The organism is Acuticoccus yangtzensis (assembly GCF_001927245.1).
Lineage (GTDB): Bacteria > Pseudomonadota > Alphaproteobacteria > Rhizobiales > Amorphaceae > Acuticoccus > Acuticoccus yangtzensis.
The window spans coordinates 267,945-287,780 of the sequence record NZ_MJUX01000007.1 but is presented as its reverse complement, the minus strand read 5'-3'; the positions used below and the strand labels follow the sequence as shown (position 1 = coordinate 287,780).

Here is a 19,836-nt window from a genome sequence, read left to right as displayed (position 1 = left end):
GCGGCCGCAGCCGCCGCGTGGCGGGGCCGGGGAGAGGGGCCGGGCCGGTCAGCGGGTCGGCACCACGGTGACGGAGCCGGCCGCGCCGCGGGCGACGAAGGCCGGCTCGTAGATCGCGCTGACCTCGGGGGCGGGGAGGGTGAAGGTCCCCGGCGTCACCGCGCGCACGATGTAGGACACGGTGATCGGCGCGTTCTCGTTGCCGCGTCCGAGGTCCCACGCGGCGGCGAAGCGGTCGTCGCGGAACTCGGTATGCTCCGGCGCCTGGCCGATGCGCGCCAGCGGCACCGCGGCGATGTCCCCCTCGGCCACCAGGCGCGGGTTCTCGATCTCGAACCCCGCGGGCAGAAGGTCGGTCAGCATGATGCGCATCGCGTCCGCCACCGTCTTCGTCACCGTCAGTCTCACCACGAGGCGCGTGTTCTGCGCCACGGTGGCGACCTCGACAGGCTCACCGTCCAGCGACAGGAAGGCGCGCTCCACCGTCAGCCCCGCCGACACCGGCGGCTGCGGTGTCAGCGGCGTTCCCGCCACCGTGGTCGCCACCGCCAGCGGCGTGCTGTCGCTGTTGGTGATGATGAGGCCGGTGCCGAGATCGGCGCGGCCGACGGCGCGGCTGAACGGCGTCTCCTCCGGCGTTCCGGCGACGGTGATGCCGTGCCGCTCACTGCGCAGCGCCTCGGCACCCAGCAGCAGCCACGCCGCTTCCTGGGTGGAGAAGGTACGGTTGGTGGCGGCCTTCAGCGCGTCGAGCTCGGCCTCGAGCCGCGTCATGACCGGCTGCGCCACCCGCGCCTCGGCGGCGAGCGCCACGATGGCGGCGGCATCGCGCAGCGGCGTGCCGTAGTCCGTGCGGTCGGGCCGTGCGAGGCTGATATGGTCCGGCACGGCCGTCTCGAACAGTCGCTCGGCCAGCGCGTCGTCGCCGGCGAGGGCGAGCGAGGCGGCGAGCTGGGCGCGGGCCAGCGGGGCGGGGAAATCGTCCAGCCGCTCCTCGGCGAAGTAGCGCACGTCGCCGATCGCCGCGCGTCCGTTACGGGCGAGGACGTAGGTGGCATAGGCGATGTCCGTTCCGCGCTCGCCCTCGATCTCGCTCACGTAGGAGAGCACGGACTGCAGCCGGTCGAGGCCGGATTGGAAGGCGATTTCGGGAACGTCGTAGCCGGCTTCCTCTGCGCGGGTGAGGAAGTCCATCACATAGGCGGTCAGCCACAGGTCGTACCCCGGCGACCACAGGCCGAACCCACCCGAGGACGACTGGTTGGCCAGAACGCGCGAGATGGACTGGCGGATGCGGTCCGGAAGCGCCGCGTCCTCCTCCATGCCGATCGCGCGGGCGACCTCGTTCACGTAAAGCAGCGGCAAGGCGCGGCTCACCGTCTGCTCGGAGCAGCCGTAGGGGAAGCGGTCGAGCATCGTCAGGAGCCCGGCAACGTCGAGGTTGCCGTTGCCGGCCGAGAGGGTCAGCTCGGCGTCGGCGTCGAATGGGGCCAGCAGATCATCGCCGAGGGTCAGGGATTCGCCGGGGCTCAGTACCGAGAGTCGCCTCTCGCGCACCTCGGCGGCGGCGGGGCGCACGGTGATGACGTAATCCTTGTCGATGGAGAGACCGTCCGGCCCGTCGAGCTGGGCGATGATGGTCGCCTCGCCGGTGCCGGTCGCCGACAGCGGGATTTCCACCGCGCTGCGCTCGCCGACGTCGAGCCGCAAGGTGCTTGGCTGCCGGTCGAGAACGATCGGTCCGCCGGACATGATGTTGAGACGGTAGTCCCCCGCCACGTGGGCGACGTTGTGGAGGTCGATGCGCATGCGGGTGGTGTCGCCGGGGGCGAGGAAGCGGGGGAGGGTGCCCGCCACCACCACGGGGTCGCGCACCACCATGTCGGCGGAGGCGTTGCCCACCTTGTCGGCGGTCCAGGCGACGGCCATCAACTTCAGCGTGCCGTTGAAGGACGGGATGTCGAGGCTGGCGTTCACCCGCCCGTCCGGCCCGGCGGTGAGCACGCCGGTGAAGAGGGCGACCGGCGCCTCGGCGAGCGGGAGCGACTCGGTGCCGGACCCCGGCCCGTCGCCGCCGGAGCGCACCCGGCTGCGCATCGCCCCCGAGGAGTCGATGAGGTCGCCATAAAGGTCGCGCAATTCGACGCCGAGGCGGCGCTGGCCGAGGAAGTGGCCGACCGCGTCCGGCGGGGTGTAGCCGGTGATGTTGAGGATGCCGACATCGACGGCGGCGAGTGTCACATAGGCGCTCTCACCGGGGGCGAGGCCCGCGAGGGTGACGGGTACGTCCAGCGTCTGGCGCGGATGGGTCGCGGCCGGGGCGCCGATCGTGACGTCTAGCGTGCGCATCTCAGTGCCGACCGCCATGTGGGCGATGCCGACGGCGCGTTGCGGCAGAGGGGCGCCGCCCGCCGTGGGTTCGGCCGGGCGGAACAGCGTGGCGGCGACGTAGGCGCCGGGGCCCCAGTCCTCGGCCACGGTGAGCGCCACTTCGGCGCCGCCCGCCGGAACGTCCACGATTTCAGAGTGCTGCACGCTACCCGACAAGACCGTGACGAGGGCGGTCCCGGCAAAGCGCGGGACGATGCGCAAGGTGGCCGTGTCGCCCGCGGCGTAGGTCTCGCGGTCGAGGTGGACTTCCAGGATGTCGGGCGTGTCGGCAGCGGCGGTATCGCTCACCCAGCCCGCGTTGAAGGCCGTGGAGGACCCGACGAGCGGGTCGGCGGCGTCCACCACCTCCAACCGGTAGCGGCCCCACTCGACCGGGACGGAGACCGCGGCCGGCATCTCGGTGCCGATGGAGACGGTGCCGCTGGCGACCTCCTCCAGCCGCTCGGAGCTGTCGTAGAACCAGCGCCCGTCGCGGCGGTACCATTGGAAATTGCGGTGGATGCGGGTCAGCACCCATTCGGCCTCGGTCTCCACGCGGCTGCGGTCGGGGGCGAGGGCGATGATGTCGAACCCGGCGCGGGTACCTTCGGCCACCGTGCCGTCCGCGAACTTCGGCTTGATGCCGATCAGCGGGCGCTCTGCCCGGATCGGCAGAGTGAGGCCGTCGCCCACCTGCCGCCCGCCCGGCTCGCGCACGTTGACGACGATGCGCGCTTCCAGCGCGGCGGAGACGTCCGCCAGATCGGGGACCGGAATGGTGAGGGTGGCCGAGCCGTCCGCGCCTGTGCGCGGCATGTCGAACAGCGGCGTGCGGGTGGGGGTGAAGGGCTCCTGGACGAGACCGAACTGATAGCCCTCGAACCCCGCGATCCCGGTGGCGGGGCGTACGATCAGCGTGCCTTCGGTGACGAGGTCGGCGGCGGGCGCGCCGTAGAGGAATTTCGCGCTGAGGTCGGCGGTGAGGGTCTCGCCCGCGACGGCCTCGGTGGCCTCGCTGGTGATGTCGACGGCGATGCGCTGCGGAACGTAGTCCTCCACCAGGAAGGTGGTCTGGCCGACGGCGGGGCCGTTCGGGTCGACGTGGGCGGAGACGGTCCACGTGCCGGTGGCGGCGTTGGTGGTCAGGTCCATGGCGAGCGCCGTGCCGCCGGCATCGTCCGCGCGGGTGGTGATCGCGCGGGACACGACACCGTCCGGCCGCTCCAGGCGGATGGTGAGGGGGAGGGAGAGGGCGCGGGCGGTATCGTCACGCAGGAGGGCGGTGAGGTGAACCGTCTCGCCGCCGCGATAGACGCCGCGCTCGGTCGCCAGGAAGGCGTCGATCGGGCCGGGGGCGGTGCGGCCGGCGACGCCGCGGTCGGTCAGCTCGAAGGCGCCGCCGACGAGGGAGAGGAAGGCGTAGTCCTCGCCGTCGCTGGCGGTGACGAGGGTGGGGGCCTGGCTGCCGCTCACCGGCGCGGTGGAGGTGAGGCGGGCGTGGCCTTCAGCGTCGGTGACGGCGGTGGCCAGCACATCGTCGTTGCGGGCGAGGAGAGCCACCTCGACACCGGCGCGCGCCCCCGCCGAGGCGAGCGAGCGCACGAACACGTCCACCGTAGGGCCGGAGGAGAAGGTGGAGAGGCCGAGGTCGGAGACGATGAACCACTGCGTCGCCGTCTGGTTCGAGCGGTCGGCAAGCTCGGCCGGGGTGGCCGTCATCACGTAGACGCCGGGTTCGGTCCGCGGCAGCACCTCGCCGAGCGGGATGAGGGTGCGCACCTCGGTGTTGCGTTCCGATGCGGTGGTGAGGCGGCCCTCCCACACCAGCGCGCCGCGGTCGTCGGCGATGTCGCTGACCTCCCACGGATAGAGCGCGCGCTTGAACTCGTCGCGCCGCACGACGTCGGCGATGTTGCGGTCGTTGACGCGGTAGAGCGCCAGCTCCAGCTCGTCCGTGTTGACGGAGGTGACGGGGATCCCCTCGGCGGCGGCGGGGAGGACGTAGCGGTTGGTCTCGAACCGGGCGATCGGGGCGCGGTCGCGCACGTAGGCGCGGAATTCGGACGGCTGGCGCAAGGTCTCGCCGACGGTGGAGGGGACGCCTGCGCGCAGCGAGACGATGTAGCGTTCGCCGTGGGTCAGCCCTTCCACGCAGAGCTGCTGGTTCTCGACCGACAGCGTGGGGTCGGACGCCCCGTCCAGCGTGACGAAGCGTTGCAGCGCCACCGCGTCGCCGGACAGGGGTTCGGAGAATTGCACGCAGAGGCGCGGCGACAGGCTTTCGGAATCGACCTCATAGTCGAGCACGCGGAAGCCGTGTTCGGCGCGCAGGGTTTCGAGCCGCTCGGCCTCGGCGGCGTCGGGCGCGAAGGCGAGGCTGGCGGCGGAGGATTCGATCGCCGGGCGGAACAGGCCCTGGCTCTCCATCACCCGCGAGAGGAGGGCGAGGGCGCGGCCCTGCTGCAGCGGCGCGGTGGCCGTCTTGAGGCCGAGATAGGCCGCCGCGCCCGCCATCGCCTGCGCATCCATGCGGTCGGAATAATCGTCGAAGCTGGCGGCGCGGAGCGAGCGGGCGAGGTCGAGATAGGTGTCCGACCGTTGGGCGGCGGCGGGGCCGGCCAGCGCAGGGGTGATCACCCCCACCTGGCGCATTGTGCGGTTGACGGCGGAGATCTGCGCCTCCAGCCGCGCCGCGTCGGCGACGATGGAGCCGGGAAGGAAGGCGATGTCCGGCAGCGGCAGCGCGTCGACCGAGGTGCTCTCGCGCACGATGGCGGAGGTCGCACCCGGATAGGCGACGCGCTCCCCCGCACTCGACTTCAGGAAGCACCAGCGGGCGCGCTCGTTATAGGTGAAGGCGGCGCAGGCGGTGTCGGCGAGGCACACGCTCTCGCATTCCTCCAGCGGCACCGAGCGCAGGGTGCGGTAGTCGCCCCCCGGCAGGTCGAAACCGGCGAGGCTTTCGAGGGTGCGGTCGGCAAGCGCGCCGTGGCTTGCCGCGAGTGTCAGCGCTGCGGCGATGGCGGCGAGCCAGGGCGCGCGGCGGCCAAATGCATTTATTATCATCGTCTTTCCCCCCGATCGCCCCGAATTTACCGACTTTCGTCAGCCGGTGGAACGATGCGTCCGTTCAACGCATGGTGAGGGGAACGGGGAGAATGGCGGATGAACGACCGGGCGGACGGGATGGCGGACGATCATGGGACGGTGGGGGAGATGCCGCGCAGCGGTCTCGCCCGCGGCATCCGCGACGAGCCGGACACGCGGTGGCAGCGGGCGTTGCGCCTGGTGCGGGAGTGCTATTTCGGATTTTCGCCGCTGTCGCGCCGCTTCCGTTTCGCCATGCTCGCCTTCGACGTGGTGACGATCAGCTATTTCGTCATCACCACGGTGAGCGGAAGCACGACGCTGCCGATCATCGACATCGTCATCGGCATCTGCCTGACGCTGGATCTCGCGGCGCGCACCATCGCCATGCGCCGGTCCATCGTGCAGTTGCGCAGTCTGATGTTCTATCTCGACCTCGTCGTGATCATCGCCCTGTTCGGGGCGTTGATCGCGCCGGATCTGGCGCTGGTGCGGGTGCTGCGCATCCTGCGCGTGCTGCGGTCCTACCGCCTGGTGGTGGATCTGAGGCGGGACTACAAGTGGTTCCGCCAGCGCGAGGAGGTGGTGGAGGCGGCGCTCAACCTCACCGTTTTCCTCTTCATCACGACGGCGCTGGTCTACGTCATCGAACGGCCGGTCAATCCCGAAATCACGACCTTCGTCGACGCGCTTTATTTCACCATCGCCACGCTGACGACGACCGGCTTCGGCGACATCGTCGTCAGCGACACGTGGGGGCGGGCGCTGACGATCGTCATCATGGTGTTCGGCGTCGGCTTGTTCCTGCGGCTCATTCAGACGCTGTTCCGGCCCAACAAGGTGGCGTTCGAGTGCCCCAAGTGCGGCCTCGAAAAGCATGACCTCGACGCGGTGCACTGCAAGCATTGCGGCGAGGTCATCAACATTCCCACCGAGGGGGCGCTGTAACCTCTTGCCTCAATACTTGATGCGGATGCGCGTGTTGGCGCGGCCGTGGCTGTTGACGAGGTTGTAGAGCGTGCGGGCGTTTTCCGGATGCAGCCGCACGCAGCCGTGCGAGGCGGGGCGGCCGAGGCTCTTGGTGTAGCCGGTACCGTGGATGGCATAGCCGCCGCGGAAGAAGATAGAGTTCGGCATCGGCGAGCCGTCATACTTGCGGGAGAAATATTTGCGGTACATCCGCGTCGGCTTGTACGTGCCGGTGGGGGTGCGGAAGCCTTTGCGGCCGGACGAGATCTTCCATGTATAGGCGTGGGTGTTGCCGACGCTGACGTACATGAGCTGCGCCGACAGGTCGACGGTGGCGGTGACGCGGGCGGCCTCGGCCGGGGCGGCGAGGCTGGTTCCGAGCCCAGCGGCCAGCAGGCCGGCCGTGAACAGGCGGATTATATACCGACGCATGGCGTCACTCCCAATCATTGTGGCATCAATTTTTGAAAGTGTTCCGCAGCCGGGCAGGGTGAGCAATCCAAAAAGATGTGAAAGCTTCGCGATTGAGGCTCTCTTGTTGCGCTTTTGCATCGCGCGGATCCAGGTATTAACCTCGTTTGTTCATTGGTCTTGATGAAGACTTGCGGTCTCTTCACGCTGCGCACACGGCCGCGCACGACATCGTGATCGCGTGGGTCTCAGCGTCGGCTCCGCGCGGGCGTCGCCGGTCGGGCCGGTCAGATCGCGCCGCGGGCGGCGTCCACCAGCGCCTTCGCGTCGGGCCCGTCCCAAGCGGCGGCGCCCGCCAACACGCCGGCGATGCAGCCGTCCGGCCCCAAAAGAAGCGTCGTCGGCATGCCCTCCGTCAGCCCGGCCTGACGCAGCGAATTGAAGAGGGTCAGCGTCGGCTCACGGTGGTAGGCGAGGGCGGTGGCGCCGGTTTCGGCCAGGAAATCCTCCGGCCGGCCGCGGTCCTTGTCGTCGATCGAGGTGGCGACGACCGCGAAGTCCGGCCCGCTCTTCGCCTCGTGCAGCGCGGCGAGCGACGGCATTTCGGCGCGGCACGGGGCGCACCATGTGGCCCACAGGTTGAGGAGGGTGACCTTGCCCTTCAGCGCGGCGAGGGTGGTGACGTCATCGCCGGTGCCGTCGAAGGGCAGCGTCTCGGCGTTGGCGGGGGTGACGGTGCGGAAGGCGGCCATCTGCCCTTTGGCGAACGGGGCGACCGCCTCGGCGATCGCCGTGCTGGCCTGGCATTGCGGGCCGCGGACGAGGTCACTAAAGAGTGTCGGACGCGCGGTGAAGACCACCGTGGCCACGAAGATCACCAACGCGCCGAGCGCGGCCATTGCGTAAGTCAGCCAATGTCTCGGCACGTTCCATTCCTTTCGCTCCGGCCCGAACCGGGCCACCCTCACTGGAGGCACCCATGAACCGCCCGCTGACCCCCGCCGGAAATGCTCTCTGGGGCGGTCGATTCGAGGCGGGACCCGGCGCCATCATGGAGGAGATCAACGCCTCGATCGACGTCGACAAGGCGCTTGCCACCCAGGACATCGCCGGTTCCTTGGCACATGTGGCGATGCTTGCCGAGACCGGTATCGTGTCGCACGAGGACGCGGCGGCGATCACCACCGGTCTGCACCAGATCTCGGCCGAGATCGCGGCGGGGTCCTTCCCCTTCAGCCGCGCCCTCGAAGACATCCACATGAACATCGAGTCGCGCCTGAAGGAGATCGTCGGCGACGCGGCGGGCCGCCTGCACACCGCCCGCTCGCGCAACGACCAGGTTGCGACCGACTTCAAGCTCTGGGTGCGCGAGGCGCTGGACGCGCTGGACGGTGAGCTTCTCGACCTGCAGCACGCCTTCGTCGAGCGCGCCGAGGAGTTCGCCGGGACGGTGATGCCCGGCTTCACGCACCTGCAGTCCGCCCAGCCGATCACCTTCGGCCACCACATGCTGGCCTATGTGGAGATGATCGCGCGCGACCGCGGCCGCCTCGCCGACGCGCGGGCCCGCATGAACACCTCGCCGCTGGGCGCCGCGGCTCTGGCCGGCACCGCCTTCCCAATCGACCGCGAGATGACCGCTCGCGCGCTGGGGTTCGACGGCCCCGCCCGCAACTCGCTCGACGCCGTGTCGGCGCGCGACTTCGCGCTGGAGGCGCTGGCGATGGCGTCGATCTGCGCGGTGAACCTGTCGCGCCTCGCCGAAGAGATCGTCATCTGGTGCTCGGCACCGTTCGGCTTCATCAAGCTGTCGGACGAGTTCACCACCGGCTCGTCGATCATGCCGCAGAAGAAGAACCCGGACGCGGCGGAGCTGGTGCGCGCGAAGGTGGGCCGCATCGTCGGCGCGCTGAACACGCTGCTCATCGTCATGAAGGGCGTGCCGCTGACCTATTCGAAGGACATGCAGGAGGACAAGCCGCCGCTGTTCGACGCGATGCCGGCGCTGTCGCTCTGCGTGCGCGCCTCCGCCGGGATGGTCCGGGACCTCACCCCCAACACCGCCGCCATGCGGGCGCTCGCGGTGAAGGGTCACACCACCGCCACCGACCTTGCCGACTGGCTGGTGCGTGAGGTCGGGATGCCGTTCCGCGATGCCCACCACGTCACCGGCGCCTGCGTCCTCGCCGCCGACAAGGCCGGCAAGGAGCTTTCCGATCTGACCCTCGACGAGCTGCAATTCGTCGACCCGCGCATTACCGAGGCCGCGCTCGGCGTCCTCACGGTGGACGCGTCGGTGGCGAGCCGCATGTCGCTTGGCGGCACGGCGCCCGAACGGGTCCGCCAGGAGGCCGCCCGCTGGCGCGAGATCCTCGGGAGCCGTCCATGAGCCGCAGCCCCTTACAGAACCGCGCCGTGCTGAAACGATCGGGCGTCCTTCTCCTCGTCCCGGCACTCGCCGCCGCGCTCGCGCTTGGCGCCTGCGGCCGTCGCGGCTCGGGTGAAGCCCCGGTCACGATCGAAACCATGCCGATGGTCGACCGCTTCCCGCACGATCCGGGCACCGACGAAGTGCCGGACCGCAAGTTCGTTCTCGATCCGATCCTTCAATAATGCACCATTTTGCCGACCGCGACGGGACGCTCCACGCCGAAGACGTCCCGCTGACCGAAATCGCCGAGGCCGTCGGCACGCCGGTCTACGTCTACTCCTCCGCCACGCTGACGCGGCACTACCGCGTGTTCGCCGATGCGCTGTCGGCGGCGGGCGTGCCGACCCTCGTGTGCTTCGCCATGAAGGCGAACTCCAACCAGGCCGTGCTGTCGCTGCTGGCCGAACTCGGCGCGGGGATGGACGTCGTCTCGGGCGGCGAGCTTGCCCGCGCGCTGGCGGCCGGGGTGCCCGGCGAACGCATCGTCTTCTCCGGCGTCGGCAAGACGGATGCCGAGATTGCCGCCGCGCTGGGCGCCAGGATCCTCTGCTTCAACGCCGAATCGGAAAGCGAGCTGCGCCGGATTTCCGCCATCGCCACCGAGATGGGTGTCACCGCCCCGGTGTCGCTGCGCGTGAACCCGGACGTCGACGCGAAGACACACAAGAAGATCGCCACCGGCGCCTCGGAAACCAAGTTCGGTATCCCCGCCTCGCGCGCCCGCGGCATCTATGCCGAGGCGGCCAAGCTGCCGGGCCTCAGGGTGTGCGGCGTCGACATGCACATCGGCTCGCAGATCACCGCGCTGGAGCCGTTCGACGCGGCCTTCACCGTGCTCGGCGACCTCCTCGACACCCTGCGCGGCGACGGCCACACCATCGACCATATCGACGTCGGCGGCGGGCTCGGCGTGCCCTATGATCCGGCCAATCCCGATCCGCCGCTGCCGACGGACTATGCCGCCCTGGTCGCGCGCCATGCCAACCGCTTCGGTTGCCGCGTGGTGCTGGAGCCGGGGCGGATGATCGCCGCCAACGCGGGCATTCTGGTGACGCGCGTCGTCCACACCAAGGACGGCGAGGCCAAGCGCTTCGTCATCGCCGACGCGGCGATGAACGACCTCATCCGCCCGACGCTCTACGACGCCCACCACGAGATCGTGCCGGTGGTGCCGCGGCCGGGGGCGAAGGCCACCGTCGACGTAGTCGGGCCGGTGTGCGAGACGGGCGATTATCTGGCGCTCGGGCGCGACATGCCGCCGGTGGAGCGGGGCGACCTCCTCGCCATCATGAGCGCGGGCGCCTACGGTGCGGTACAGGCGTCAACCTACAACACCCGCGTCCTGGTGCCGGAGGTTCTGGTGTCGGGCGAGCGCTACGCCGTGGTGCGCCCGCCTCTGTCGGTGGCCGAGCAGATCGCCCGCGACACGGTGCCGGACTGGATCGCCGAGGCCGCCCGCCGCGCGCCCGTGGACGGCGACGTCTAACCAGGCAGCGGACCCCACAAGGCACCGCGCCATCCGCGGCGCGGGCGGGCCGATTTTTCCCCCGCTCTTTTGCGTCCTGCCGCGGCGCCGTCACCGGACCGGCAAGGCTCGGCCGATTTTGCGCAAGGATAATGCGCACGCCGCCGATGCGGGACCATCCGCCACAGCCACCGGCACGGATATGTGACGTGTTTAACCGGCGGATGGCTTGTCGCCTGCATTCCCGCGTTTAATCTTGGCAAGGTTTCTCCGCGGTCATGTTCTGGTCCGGGGGGCCGCCGGACGGGCGTTCCGCGTGGCGACGGTTGCCGCGTGACGGGGCGCCGTCCGGTCCGCGTGGTCCCGCGTAACGGAGGGCCGGCGTATCAAAGGGGACGTGTAGAATGGCCTCACCGCTCACGACGAGACTGTCGCGGCTCATCCTGTCCGCGCGTGCAGCCATCGCCTGGGAGCGGCTTTGGCCCGCACTCGCCCCCATGGTCGGGGTGGTCATCCTCTTCCTCGCCTCGGCGTGGATGGGGCTTTGGGTCGGCCTCTCCGTCACCGCCAAGCTGGTGGGGCTCGCCGCCTTCGCCGTCCTCTTCGTGCTCGCCGGCTGGCGCCTCCTCAAGGTGACGATGCCCGGCCGAACCGAAGCCATGCGCCGGCTCGAGGCCGACGCCGCGCTCGATCACCAGCCCCTCAACACCTACGAGGACCGCCTCGCCCCCGGCGGCGACGCCTTCGCCGAGAAGATCTGGCAGGCGCACCGCCGCCGCGCCGAAGCCCGCCTCGCCGCGCTGAAAACGCCGCTGCCGCGCGCCGACCTCGTCCCCCACGACCCCTATGCGCTGCGCGCCGCGGTGGGCATCGTCGGTTTCATCGGCCTCGTCGTCGGCGCCGGTGCGCTGGCCGAGCGCCTCATCACCCCGTTCGACTTCACCGTCCCCGTCGAAGTCGCCGCCGGCCCCCAATTCCGGCTCGACGCTTGGGTCACGCCGCCCGCCTATACCGGCCGCTCGCCGCTCTTCCTGTCCTCGGCGACGCGGGTGGAGACCGGCGACGGCATCCGAGTTCCGACCGGCTCCATCCTCACCGTGCGCACGCAAGGGATGGGCGGGGTGAGCCTCGTCGTCAGCGGCGGGACGGCCGCCGGCGAACAAGCCATGACCCTGCTGGACGGGGCGGACGCTCAGTCCGCCAGCGCCATGGAAGGGACGGTGACGATCGACGGTGCCATGTCCGTCGCCGTCCTGCGCGACGGTGAGGCGCTGGAGACCTGGACCTTCTCCGCCGTGCCGGACGAAGCGCCGCGCGTGCGCTTCACCGAAGCGCCGACCAACGCCCAGGGCGACACGTTCGAGCTGCGCTACCAGCTCGACGACGATTATGGCATCGCCTCCGCCGAGGCGACCGCCGCGCCCGTGGGCGCCAACGGCGACCGGCGGCCCCTGGTAGAGGATCCGGCCTTTCCTCTCACGCTGCCGGGCGGAGCGGGGATGCGCGGCCAGGCGCGCACCGTCCACGATCTGACCTCCCACCCCTATGCCGGACAGGAGGTCGTCTTCACCCTGAAGGCGACGGACGGGCGAGGCCAGACCGGCGTCAGCGAGGGGCAAACCTTCCGCCTTCCCGCGCGCCCCTTCACCAACGAGGTCGCCCGCGCGGTGATCGAGCAGCGCGCCGCACTCGCGATGGATGCCGGTGCCGTCGCCCGCGTGGTCGATGCGATGGACCTCATCCTGCTCGACCCCGGCGTCCTCGCCAGCGCGGGGCATTATCTCGCCGCCCGCGTCGCCTATGCCGAGCTTGCCGCCGCCCGCACCGACGACGAGTTGCGGGACATGCTCGACCAGCTTTGGGAACTCGCGGTGCTGCTCGAAGACGACGGCCTGTCCGACGCCGAGCGTGCACTGAAGGCCGCGCAGGAGCGGTTGCGCCGCGCGCTGGAGGACGGCGCCTCGGAGGAGGAGATCGCCCGCCTGACGCAGGAGCTGCGCCAGGCGATGCAGGACTATATGCGCGCCCTCGCCGAGAACATGCAGAACAATCCGCAGCAGCAGGGGCAGATGGACCCCAATGCGCAGATGATCACCCAGAACGACCTCGACGAGATGCTGAAGCGCATCGAGGAGTTGGCCCGCGAAGGCCGCCATGCTGAGGCGGAGGCGCTGCTCGCCGAGATGCAGCAGATGATGCAGAACCTGCAGATGGCGCAGGGCCAGCAGGGTCAGGGCCAACAAGGGCAGGGCCAGCAAGGCCAACAGGGGCAGATGGGCGAGGAGGGCCAGACGCTGGACGAGCTCGGCCGCATGATCCAGCGCCAGCAGGAGCTGATGGACGAGACCTATGGCATGAACCAGGGTCAACAGGGCCAGCAAGGGCAACAGGGCCAGCAGGGTCAGCAGGGTTTCGGCCAGCAGAACGGCCCGTTCGGACAGCAGCGCAGCCCCTTCGGCCAGCCCTCCAGCCCGTTCCAGAACCAGCCTTTCGGCCAGCAGGGGCAGCCCTTCGGCCAGCAGGGTCAGCCGAACCAGGGCCAGCCCGGCGGTAACGGTCAGCAGGACGGAATGACGCCGCAGCAGCGTGCCGAGGCCATGCAGCGCCTCCAGCGCGACCAGCAGGCGTTGCAGCAGCAACTTCAGGAGCTGATGGACCGCCTCACGGAGCGCGGCTTCGAGCCCGGCGAGCGGATGGGCGATGCGCAGCGCCGCATGGGCGAGGCCGGCGAGGCGCTGGGCGAGAACCGCGCCGGGCAGGCCGTCGGCGATCAGTCCGAGGCGCTGCAGGCGCTGCGCGAGGGCGCCCAGGACATGGCCCGCCAGCTCGCCGAGGCGCAGCAACAGCAGCAGGGCGGCCAGGACGGCGACCAGATGGGGCAGGGCCAGCCCGGCCCCGGCCGCGACCCCCTCGGCCGCCAGCGCCGCGAGGGCACCTATGCCGATACCAGCCGCGTCGGCGTGCCGGACGAGATCGACACCCAGGCCGCCCGCCGCATTCTGCAGATGCTGCGCGACCGCCTCGGCGACATGTCCCTGCCGCGCCTCGAACGCGACTACCTGGAGCGCCTCCTGCCCTGACCTCCGGCGTGCCGAGGCGGCGCCGAGGCCGGACGCCCCCGGCCCCGGCCTGACGCTGAGATCGACCGCCACCTGACGGACGGGGGCGGCACCCGCCGCCGCCGGTTCAGCGACGGCCCGCCGCCCTTGCGCGGAAGATTTGGCCACCGCCATCTGCGGAGCGGTGCCATGGCCTTTCGCGCTGGCGCTGCCGAGCGATGCGCCTTCGCGGCTTACCCCTGCCGTCCGCTGGGGGCCTGGCCGCCCGCCGCACAGCCGCCGGTGTCCCGGCCGGTCCATCGCCTCCGCGTTGATTGAACTTGCGTCTTCACCCCTCGGGCCGATATCGCCATTGTGGACGACGCCGCCCGAACGGACGGGCGGCGGACGACTGTGGTAATTTGGCCCGCTCGGACCCCGTGGCAGTTTCGGCTCGCGTTCATCCGGTGGAGCCGCAACATCGGGGCGGGAAAAGTCTCCGTCGGCGGGCATCCAGCCGCGCGCCAACGGGTCACAGGCGCGCCGGACCAAAGCACGCGGCACGGTGGACCGGCCAGCGGGGAGGCACATGATCACGCTGGAGAATGTCGGTCTGCGCTACGGAAATGGCCCGGAGATCTTGCGCGACCTGTCGTTCCAGATCCCGCCGCGCTCGTTCCAGTTCCTCACCGGCCCCTCGGGCGCGGGCAAGACCACGCTCATGCGTCTCCTGTCACTCTCCCTCACCCCGTCGCGCGGCTTCATGAGCCTGTTCGGGGCCGACGTGTCGACCGTGACGCGCAAGGAGGTGCCGGCCCTCAAACGCCGCATCGGCGTGGTGTTCCAGGATTTCCGCCTGCTCGACCACCTGTCCACCTATGACAACGTGGCGCTCCCCCTGCGCATCCAGGGCCGCGAGCCGGACAGCTACCGTGCGGACGTGGGCGAGCTTCTGAAATGGGTGGGCCTTGCCGATCAGCGCCACGCCTTCCCGCCGGTGCTGTCGGGCGGCGAGAAGCAGCGCGTCGCCATCGCCCGCGCCCTCGTCACGCAGCCGGACGTGCTGCTGGCCGACGAGCCGACCGGCAACGTGGACCCGCCGATGGCAAAGCGCTTGCTGCGGCTGTTCCTGGAGCTGAACCGGCTGGGGACATCGGTGGTGATCGCAACGCACGACATCGCGCTCATGGACCAGATCGACGCGCGCCGCCTGATCCTGTTCGATGGCCAGCTCGAGACCTCACCATGATCGAAAGGGCGATCATCAGGAGGGACAAGAGCGGGAGGGACGGCACCGCCGGGTCCACCGCCACGTGTGCCGAGATCGTCAGCAGCGCGTTCGCGCGCGCCCTGACCACGCAGGCGCCCGCCGGGTGCGCCATGGCCGCCTTGGGGGCGAGCGTCGACGCCGTCACGACGACGACGACGACGACGACGGCGACTGCGGGCGCACGGGCCGGCGCGAGCCGCACCGCCGCACGGGGGCACGGCTGATGGAGGGGGGCGAGTTCGACCGGCGCCGCACCGCACCAGGGCGCCGGCCCGACGAGGATGCACCGCGCGACGGCTGGGCCGGACCGGGCGAGGGGGGCGGCCGTCCGCCGCGTCCGGAACGCTCGCGCGCGACGCCTCAGCTTCCCGCATCCAGTCGCCCGCCGGCCGAACGCGCGCCTCGTGACCGCGAGGCCGATGGCCGTGTTCCGCAGGACCGCCGGGCTCCACAGGAGCGCGGACGTGACGACGCTCGCCCCGGCGCGCCGAGGGGAGACGGTCAGGAGGGCGGCGGCGAGCGCAACGGGCGTGCCCCGGCACCGACCGCCTCACGCTATACGCGCGGCGCCCCGTCCGCGCCGCGTCCCGTTCCGGTGGCGAGTCGGGACGACGCGCCGCCGCGTCCGCGCCGCCTGACCCCCACCCCGCCGGAGGAGCCTGCCGCTCCGCCGCCGCCGCCGCGCGGCCTTCCCGACGAAGGCTACGTCCCGCGGCGTGATGCGATGCGCGCCCCGCGCCGCCGTGATCCGCACGGCGCGGCGGACCCCTCTGTGGCGCCCCGCCCCTCCGCCGACCGCGCGGGGGAGAGGCCCGCCCCCTCCCGCGGCGCGCCCGCGCGGGACCCTCATGCGGCACAGGGGGACAGGCAGCGCACTGACCGCGATGCCCGCGCAGCGGACCCGGACGGCGGCGGCGACCGGCGCGGAACGGAGCCGTCAGCCACGGATGCGCCACGCCACGACGGACAGGGCAGCACGGGAACGGGCCGCACGCGACAGGCCGCGACGGGACACGCCGGCGGAAGGCGGACAGACCACGAAGCGGGACAAGGCGGTGCCGGACAAAGCGGCGCGGGACAAGGCCGCGCAGGGCAAGGCGGGGCCGGGCAGGGGAGCGCAGGACGGGGACGCACCGGGCAGGGAGGCGCCGAACAAAGCGGCCGCGCCGCCAGCGGACAGGCCGCCGCCGGAAGCCTCGTGGACGACGCCGACGAGCTCGCTGGCACCGCAGCGGCGGACGGCGGCGCGGAGGCGCGCGCCGCGCCGGACACGTCCCCCCGCCGCGGCGCGGAGAATGACGTTCGCGAGGCCATGACCTCCGCCTACAGCCCCAGCCGGCCCGCCAAGCCGCGGCGCAAGGTGCGCGGCCGTGCCAGACCGGTCGACCCCGGCGAGGACCAGGACCGGCCCACCGAGGACGGCCCCATCGTCTCGCCACGCTCCATCGCCGGGCGCGGACTCGTCGCCGTCGTCGCCATCATGACCTTCCTGTGCGCCCTGCTCGCCGGCAGCGCCGTCATCATCGACCGCGCGGCAGGGGCGTGGAGCGCCACCGTGCTGGACGAGATCACCGTCACCGTGCTCCCGCTCGACGGGGACCCGATCGAGGGCCGGCTCGACCGTGCCGCCGCAATCCTCTCCGCCGCGCCGGGGGTCGACGACGTCGCCATCGTCAGCGCGGCGGAGTCCGAGGCGCTGCTGGAGCCGTGGCTCGGCGAGGGGATCGACCTGTCACCGCTCCCCATCCCGCGCCTCGTCACCGCCCGGCGCGGCGGCGACATCGACACCGACGCCCTCACGCGCGAGCTGACCGCGATCGCCGGCACATCGCTCGACGACCACAGCGGGTGGAGCGAGAGGCTGTCCGCCATGGCATCGGCGGTGGCGGGCGGGGCCATCGCCGCGCTTCTCCTGATGCTTTGCGCCACGGCCATGTGCATCGTCTTCGCCACGCGCTCGGCCATCGCCACCAACGCGGCGACGGTGGAGGTGCTGGCCGCACTCGGCGCGGAGGACCGCTTCATCACCCGCGCCTTCGGGCGGCGGTTCGTCGCCATCGGCGCGCGGGGCGCTGCGATCGGCCTCTCGGCAGCGCTGCTGCTGTTCGGCGGGCTGGAGCTGTGGTCGGCCCTCTCCAGCGGCGCCCAGTCGGCCCAATCGCGCGCCCTCTTGGGGGATCCCGGTATCGGCCTCAAAGGCTACCTCATCCTCCTCGCGGTGGCGGCGGGCGTGACGCTCACCGTCGCCGTGACCTCGACCCGCGCGGTCCGCCACCACCTTGAGAGAATGGTCCATTGAGCCAACCGAGCGACCCCGTCCCCGGCAGCCCGTCCGCCCGTACCGTTCCGCCCAAACGCAGCGGCATCGCGCATGCCGTCGCCTTCGTGCGCACGGTGATCTACTCGATCTTGGCGACGGTCTTCTTCGTCGTCGTCACCATTTTGTCCTCGCCCATCCTGCTCTTTCCGTCCGACAAGACGCGCTACATGCTGCGCTTCTGGGCCGGGGCGGACCTCGTCATCTTGCGGTGGACGGTGGGTCAGCGCGTCAGGATCCTCCACCCTGAGAACATCCCTACGGGGCCGGCTCTGGTCGGCGCCAAGCATCAGGCGGAATGGGAGACGATGGCCCTGGTGCCGATGCTGCCGAAAGGCGTCATCATATTGAAGAAAGAGCTTCTCAAAATCCCGCTCTATGGCTGGTACGCGAAGCATTATGGGATGATCCCGGTGGACCGTGATGCCGGTGCGTCCGCGCTGAAACAGTTGGCGGTCGACGGGCAGAAGGCGATGGCGACCGGCAAGCAGATCGTCATCTTCCCCGAAGGCACGCGCCGGCCTCTGGGCGCACCGCCGGACTATAAGCCGGGCGCGATCTTCCTCTACGACAAGCTGAATGTGCCGCTGGTGCCGGTGGCGCTGAATTCGGGCGTCTTCTGGCCGCGGGGCGCCTACGTCAAATATCCGGGGACGATCACGGTGAGCTTCCTTCCGCCGATCCCGCCGGGGCTACCGAAGGCGGAGGTGAAGGCGCGGCTTCTGGAGGCGGTGGAGACCGAAACGGCCCGGCTGGTCGCCGAGGCTCAGGCCGCCTCGGCCTGACGCAGTCTCGCGGCCAGAGTGTGAAGGCGCGGGTCCGAGATGCCGGCCTCGGTGAGGAGGTCGGCGGTGGACAACACATAGTCCTCGTTGGGGCCGGACTGGCCGACCGCGCCCTTCACCTGGGCGAAGGTGGCATCGTCGGACAAGGCGCCGGCATATTGGGGATGCTTGCGGTCGACGATGTAGGTGAGGGCGGCGACGCTCGTCCCATCGTCCAGCCGGGCGGTGACGGTGGTCTCCAGATAGACCATGGTCACCTGCTCGCGGGCGCGCAGATAGTCGATCACGGCATCGCGGTTTTTCTCGGCAACGCGGTACACGATCCCGCGGCAGGCGCCGCCGCGGTCCAGGCCCATCACCAGGCCGGGGCGTTCCTGCGTGCCGCGGTGCACCCAGGAATAGACGCACAGCCGCCGGTGCCTGCCGCGCACCGTGGCGAAGGCCTTGTCTTCAAACTCGAAGCCCGGCCGCCACATCAATGAGCCGTAGCCGAAGACGAACAGTGACATCGGTTCGCACCCCCTGTACCCGTGCGCTTTCGCCCCGCCCATATCGGCGGGATCGGTGTTAGTGTCCACTCGGTTGATGGTTCAAATATCCAACGATGCCCGCCGGAGCGGGTCCGGATGAGGGAGGAATATGGCCGCTCGCTCTGCGACGAGACGATTCAAGTACCTGCTCGCGGGGATTCTCGCGGCACTCGTCGTCTGGTCCATCGTCTGGTTCGTGGCAGCGACCATCGTCGACCGGCAGATCGCGCGCGCCGAAAAGATGGCGCTCGACCGCGACGCCATCCTCGTCTGTGCCGAGCGGCATGTCACGGGTTATCCCTTCCGGGTCGTCGTGCGGTGTGAAAGTGGCAGCAAGGTGGGCGCCAACGGGCGCAAGATCGCGCTCGGCGGGCTGACGGTCGCGGCACAGGTCTATGACCCGGCCCACATCATTGCGCGGGTGGATACGCCGGCCCGCCTGCATTTCGCCAACGGTGCGGAGATCGAGGCCAACTTCGGGCTCGCCCATGCCAGCGCGCAGATCGACCTGTCGTCCGGCGCCCTGCGCCAGCTCGTGGCCGAGATCGTCGACATGGGGATGTCCGCCGGGCCGGCGACCCTCGCCGTCGCCGAGCTCGACCTCAGCTTGAGGCGCAATCCGGACATGCCGGACAACCTCGACATCGCGCTGCAAGTCCGCGATGCGGTGCCGCGCGAAGGGCTGGAGCCGTTCGATTTCATCCTGCGGGGACAGGTGGCCGGGGGCTCGGCGCTGCTGCAGGGCGCACCGCGCGACCTTGCCCAGCGCGCCGCGGTGGACGGCCTGCCGATCATCATCGAAGCGGCGGAATTCGCGTGCGGCGACATGGTGGTGACGCTGAAGGGCACGCTCGGCATCAAGCCCGACGGGTTGATCGACGGGACGGTCGATGTCGCCGTCGCCGGTTACGAGGCGGGGCTGCCTTATGTGAGTACCATGAACCCGCACGCCGAAATGGTGCTGACGACGTTGTTGACCAACTTCTTCGCCAACGCGCCGGTGACGATGGTGGGCAACAAGGAAGCGCGCAGCATTTCCATCACCATCGACGACGGACGAATCAAGCCGGGCGGCTGGTTCACCGTCGGGACGATCCCGCCGCTGCCGTTCCGCTTCTACTGAACCGCGCCTCGGGCTGACGCGCGCGGCCGGGCCAGGATCG

14 protein-coding genes are annotated in these 19,836 nt (G+C 70.6%); 10 read left to right on the top strand and 4 right to left on the bottom strand.

Going from position 1 to position 19,836, the window contains the following annotated elements; translation table 11 throughout:
- Nucleotides 1-48 precede the first annotated feature (48 nt).
- Nucleotides 49-5,436, bottom strand: coding sequence for an alpha-2-macroglobulin family protein (locus tag BIX52_RS17165; protein ID WP_075222308.1), 5,388 nt, complete (start codon nt 5,434-5,436; stop codon nt 49-51).
- Between the two features lie 99 nt (nt 5,437-5,535).
- Between BIX52_RS17165 and BIX52_RS17160 the strand changes: the two genes are divergently transcribed.
- Nucleotides 5,536-6,405, top strand: a complete 870-nt coding sequence (locus BIX52_RS17160; protein ID WP_245803224.1) for an ion channel — start codon at nt 5,536-5,538, stop codon at nt 6,403-6,405.
- Between the two features lie 9 nt (nt 6,406-6,414).
- Here BIX52_RS17160 and BIX52_RS17155 read toward each other — a convergent pair whose 3' ends face one another.
- Nucleotides 6,415-6,858 (bottom strand): L,D-transpeptidase, encoded by a 444-nt coding sequence (locus tag BIX52_RS17155; protein WP_075222307.1) that lies wholly within the window; start codon nt 6,856-6,858, stop codon nt 6,415-6,417.
- Nucleotides 6,859-7,124: 266 nt separating this feature from the next.
- Nucleotides 7,125-7,763, bottom strand: coding sequence for a TlpA disulfide reductase family protein (locus BIX52_RS17150; protein ID WP_139312797.1), 639 nt, complete (start codon nt 7,761-7,763; stop codon nt 7,125-7,127).
- A gap of 53 nt (nt 7,764-7,816) precedes the next feature.
- On the opposite strand from BIX52_RS17150, the gene argH reads away from it, so the two are divergent.
- The 8 genes from argH (at nt 7,817) to BIX52_RS17110 (ending at nt 18,143) form a co-directional block, all read left to right on the top strand.
- Entirely contained in the window at nt 7,817-9,226 is a 1,410-nt protein-coding gene (argH, locus tag BIX52_RS17145; RefSeq protein WP_075222305.1) for an argininosuccinate lyase, read from the top strand.
- Nucleotides 9,223-9,450: a hypothetical protein gene (locus tag BIX52_RS17140; protein ID WP_108676594.1), complete on the top strand. Its 228-nt coding sequence runs from the start codon at nt 9,223-9,225 to the stop codon at nt 9,448-9,450. Before argH ends, BIX52_RS17140 begins: the two co-directional genes overlap by 4 nt.
- A complete protein-coding gene (gene lysA, locus BIX52_RS17135; RefSeq protein WP_075222303.1) occupies nt 9,450-10,754 on the top strand; it encodes a diaminopimelate decarboxylase in 1,305 nt (434 codons plus the stop codon). The genes BIX52_RS17140 and lysA overlap by 1 nt, the downstream gene beginning before the upstream one ends.
- Nucleotides 10,755-11,137: 383 nt before the next feature.
- On the top strand, nt 11,138-13,813 hold the full coding sequence (locus BIX52_RS17130) for a TIGR02302 family protein (RefSeq protein ID WP_075222302.1): 2,676 nt from the start codon (nt 11,138-11,140) through the stop codon (nt 13,811-13,813).
- 547 nt (nt 13,814-14,360) lie between these two features.
- Nucleotides 14,361-15,020, top strand: a complete 660-nt coding sequence (gene ftsE, locus BIX52_RS17125) for a cell division ATP-binding protein FtsE (protein ID WP_075222301.1) — start codon at nt 14,361-14,363, stop codon at nt 15,018-15,020.
- Nucleotides 15,017-15,265 carry a hypothetical protein gene (locus BIX52_RS17120; RefSeq protein ID WP_075222300.1) on the top strand — a complete coding sequence of 83 codons (249 nt, stop codon included), beginning with the start codon at nt 15,017-15,019 and terminating at the stop codon, nt 15,263-15,265. The genes ftsE and BIX52_RS17120 overlap by 4 nt, the downstream gene beginning before the upstream one ends.
- 974 nt (nt 15,266-16,239) lie before the next feature.
- Entirely contained in the window at nt 16,240-17,340 is a 1,101-nt protein-coding gene (locus BIX52_RS17115) for a cell division protein FtsX (protein ID WP_075222299.1), read from the top strand.
- A complete protein-coding gene (locus tag BIX52_RS17110) occupies nt 17,337-18,143 on the top strand; it encodes a lysophospholipid acyltransferase family protein (protein WP_083660415.1) in 807 nt (268 codons plus the stop codon). The genes BIX52_RS17115 and BIX52_RS17110 overlap by 4 nt, the downstream gene beginning before the upstream one ends.
- On the opposite strand, the gene BIX52_RS17105 is transcribed toward BIX52_RS17110, so the two are convergent.
- Nucleotides 18,125-18,652: a gamma-glutamylcyclotransferase gene (locus BIX52_RS17105; RefSeq protein WP_075222298.1), complete on the bottom strand. Its 528-nt coding sequence runs from the start codon at nt 18,650-18,652 to the stop codon at nt 18,125-18,127. The two genes, BIX52_RS17110 and BIX52_RS17105, sit on opposite strands and share 19 nt — an antisense overlap.
- Before the next feature lie 130 nt (nt 18,653-18,782).
- Here BIX52_RS17105 and BIX52_RS17100 point away from each other — a divergent pair, with 130 nt between their 5' ends.
- A complete protein-coding gene (locus tag BIX52_RS17100; protein ID WP_075222297.1) occupies nt 18,783-19,796 on the top strand; it encodes a DUF2125 domain-containing protein in 1,014 nt (337 codons plus the stop codon).
- The last annotated feature ends 40 nt before the right edge of the window (nt 19,797-19,836 follow it).

Excerpts from the sequence above, each read along its gene's own strand:
- BIX52_RS17120 (WP_075222300.1), top strand. The coding sequence starts at position 15,017 with ATGATCGAAAGGGCGATCATCAGGAGGGACAAGAGCGGGAGGGACGGC.
- BIX52_RS17155 (WP_075222307.1), bottom strand. The coding sequence starts at position 6,858 with ATGCGTCGGTATATAATCCGCCTGTTCACGGCCGGCCTGCTGGCCGCT.
- ftsE (WP_075222301.1), top strand. The coding sequence starts at position 14,361 with ATGATCACGCTGGAGAATGTCGGTCTGCGCTACGGAAATGGCCCGGAG.
- BIX52_RS17130 (WP_075222302.1), top strand. The coding sequence starts at position 11,138 with ATGGCCTCACCGCTCACGACGAGACTGTCGCGGCTCATCCTGTCCGCG.
- lysA (WP_075222303.1), top strand. The coding sequence starts at position 9,450 with ATGCACCATTTTGCCGACCGCGACGGGACGCTCCACGCCGAAGACGTC.
- argH (WP_075222305.1), top strand. The coding sequence starts at position 7,817 with ATGAACCGCCCGCTGACCCCCGCCGGAAATGCTCTCTGGGGCGGTCGA.
- BIX52_RS17100 (WP_075222297.1), top strand. The coding sequence starts at position 18,783 with ATGGCCGCTCGCTCTGCGACGAGACGATTCAAGTACCTGCTCGCGGGG.
- BIX52_RS17105 (WP_075222298.1), bottom strand. The coding sequence starts at position 18,652 with ATGTCACTGTTCGTCTTCGGCTACGGCTCATTGATGTGGCGGCCGGGC.
- BIX52_RS17140 (WP_108676594.1), top strand. The coding sequence starts at position 9,223 with ATGAGCCGCAGCCCCTTACAGAACCGCGCCGTGCTGAAACGATCGGGC.
- BIX52_RS17160 (WP_245803224.1), top strand. The coding sequence starts at position 5,536 with ATGAACGACCGGGCGGACGGGATGGCGGACGATCATGGGACGGTGGGG.
- BIX52_RS17165 (WP_075222308.1), bottom strand. The coding sequence starts at position 5,436 with ATGATAATAAATGCATTTGGCCGCCGCGCGCCCTGGCTCGCCGCCATC.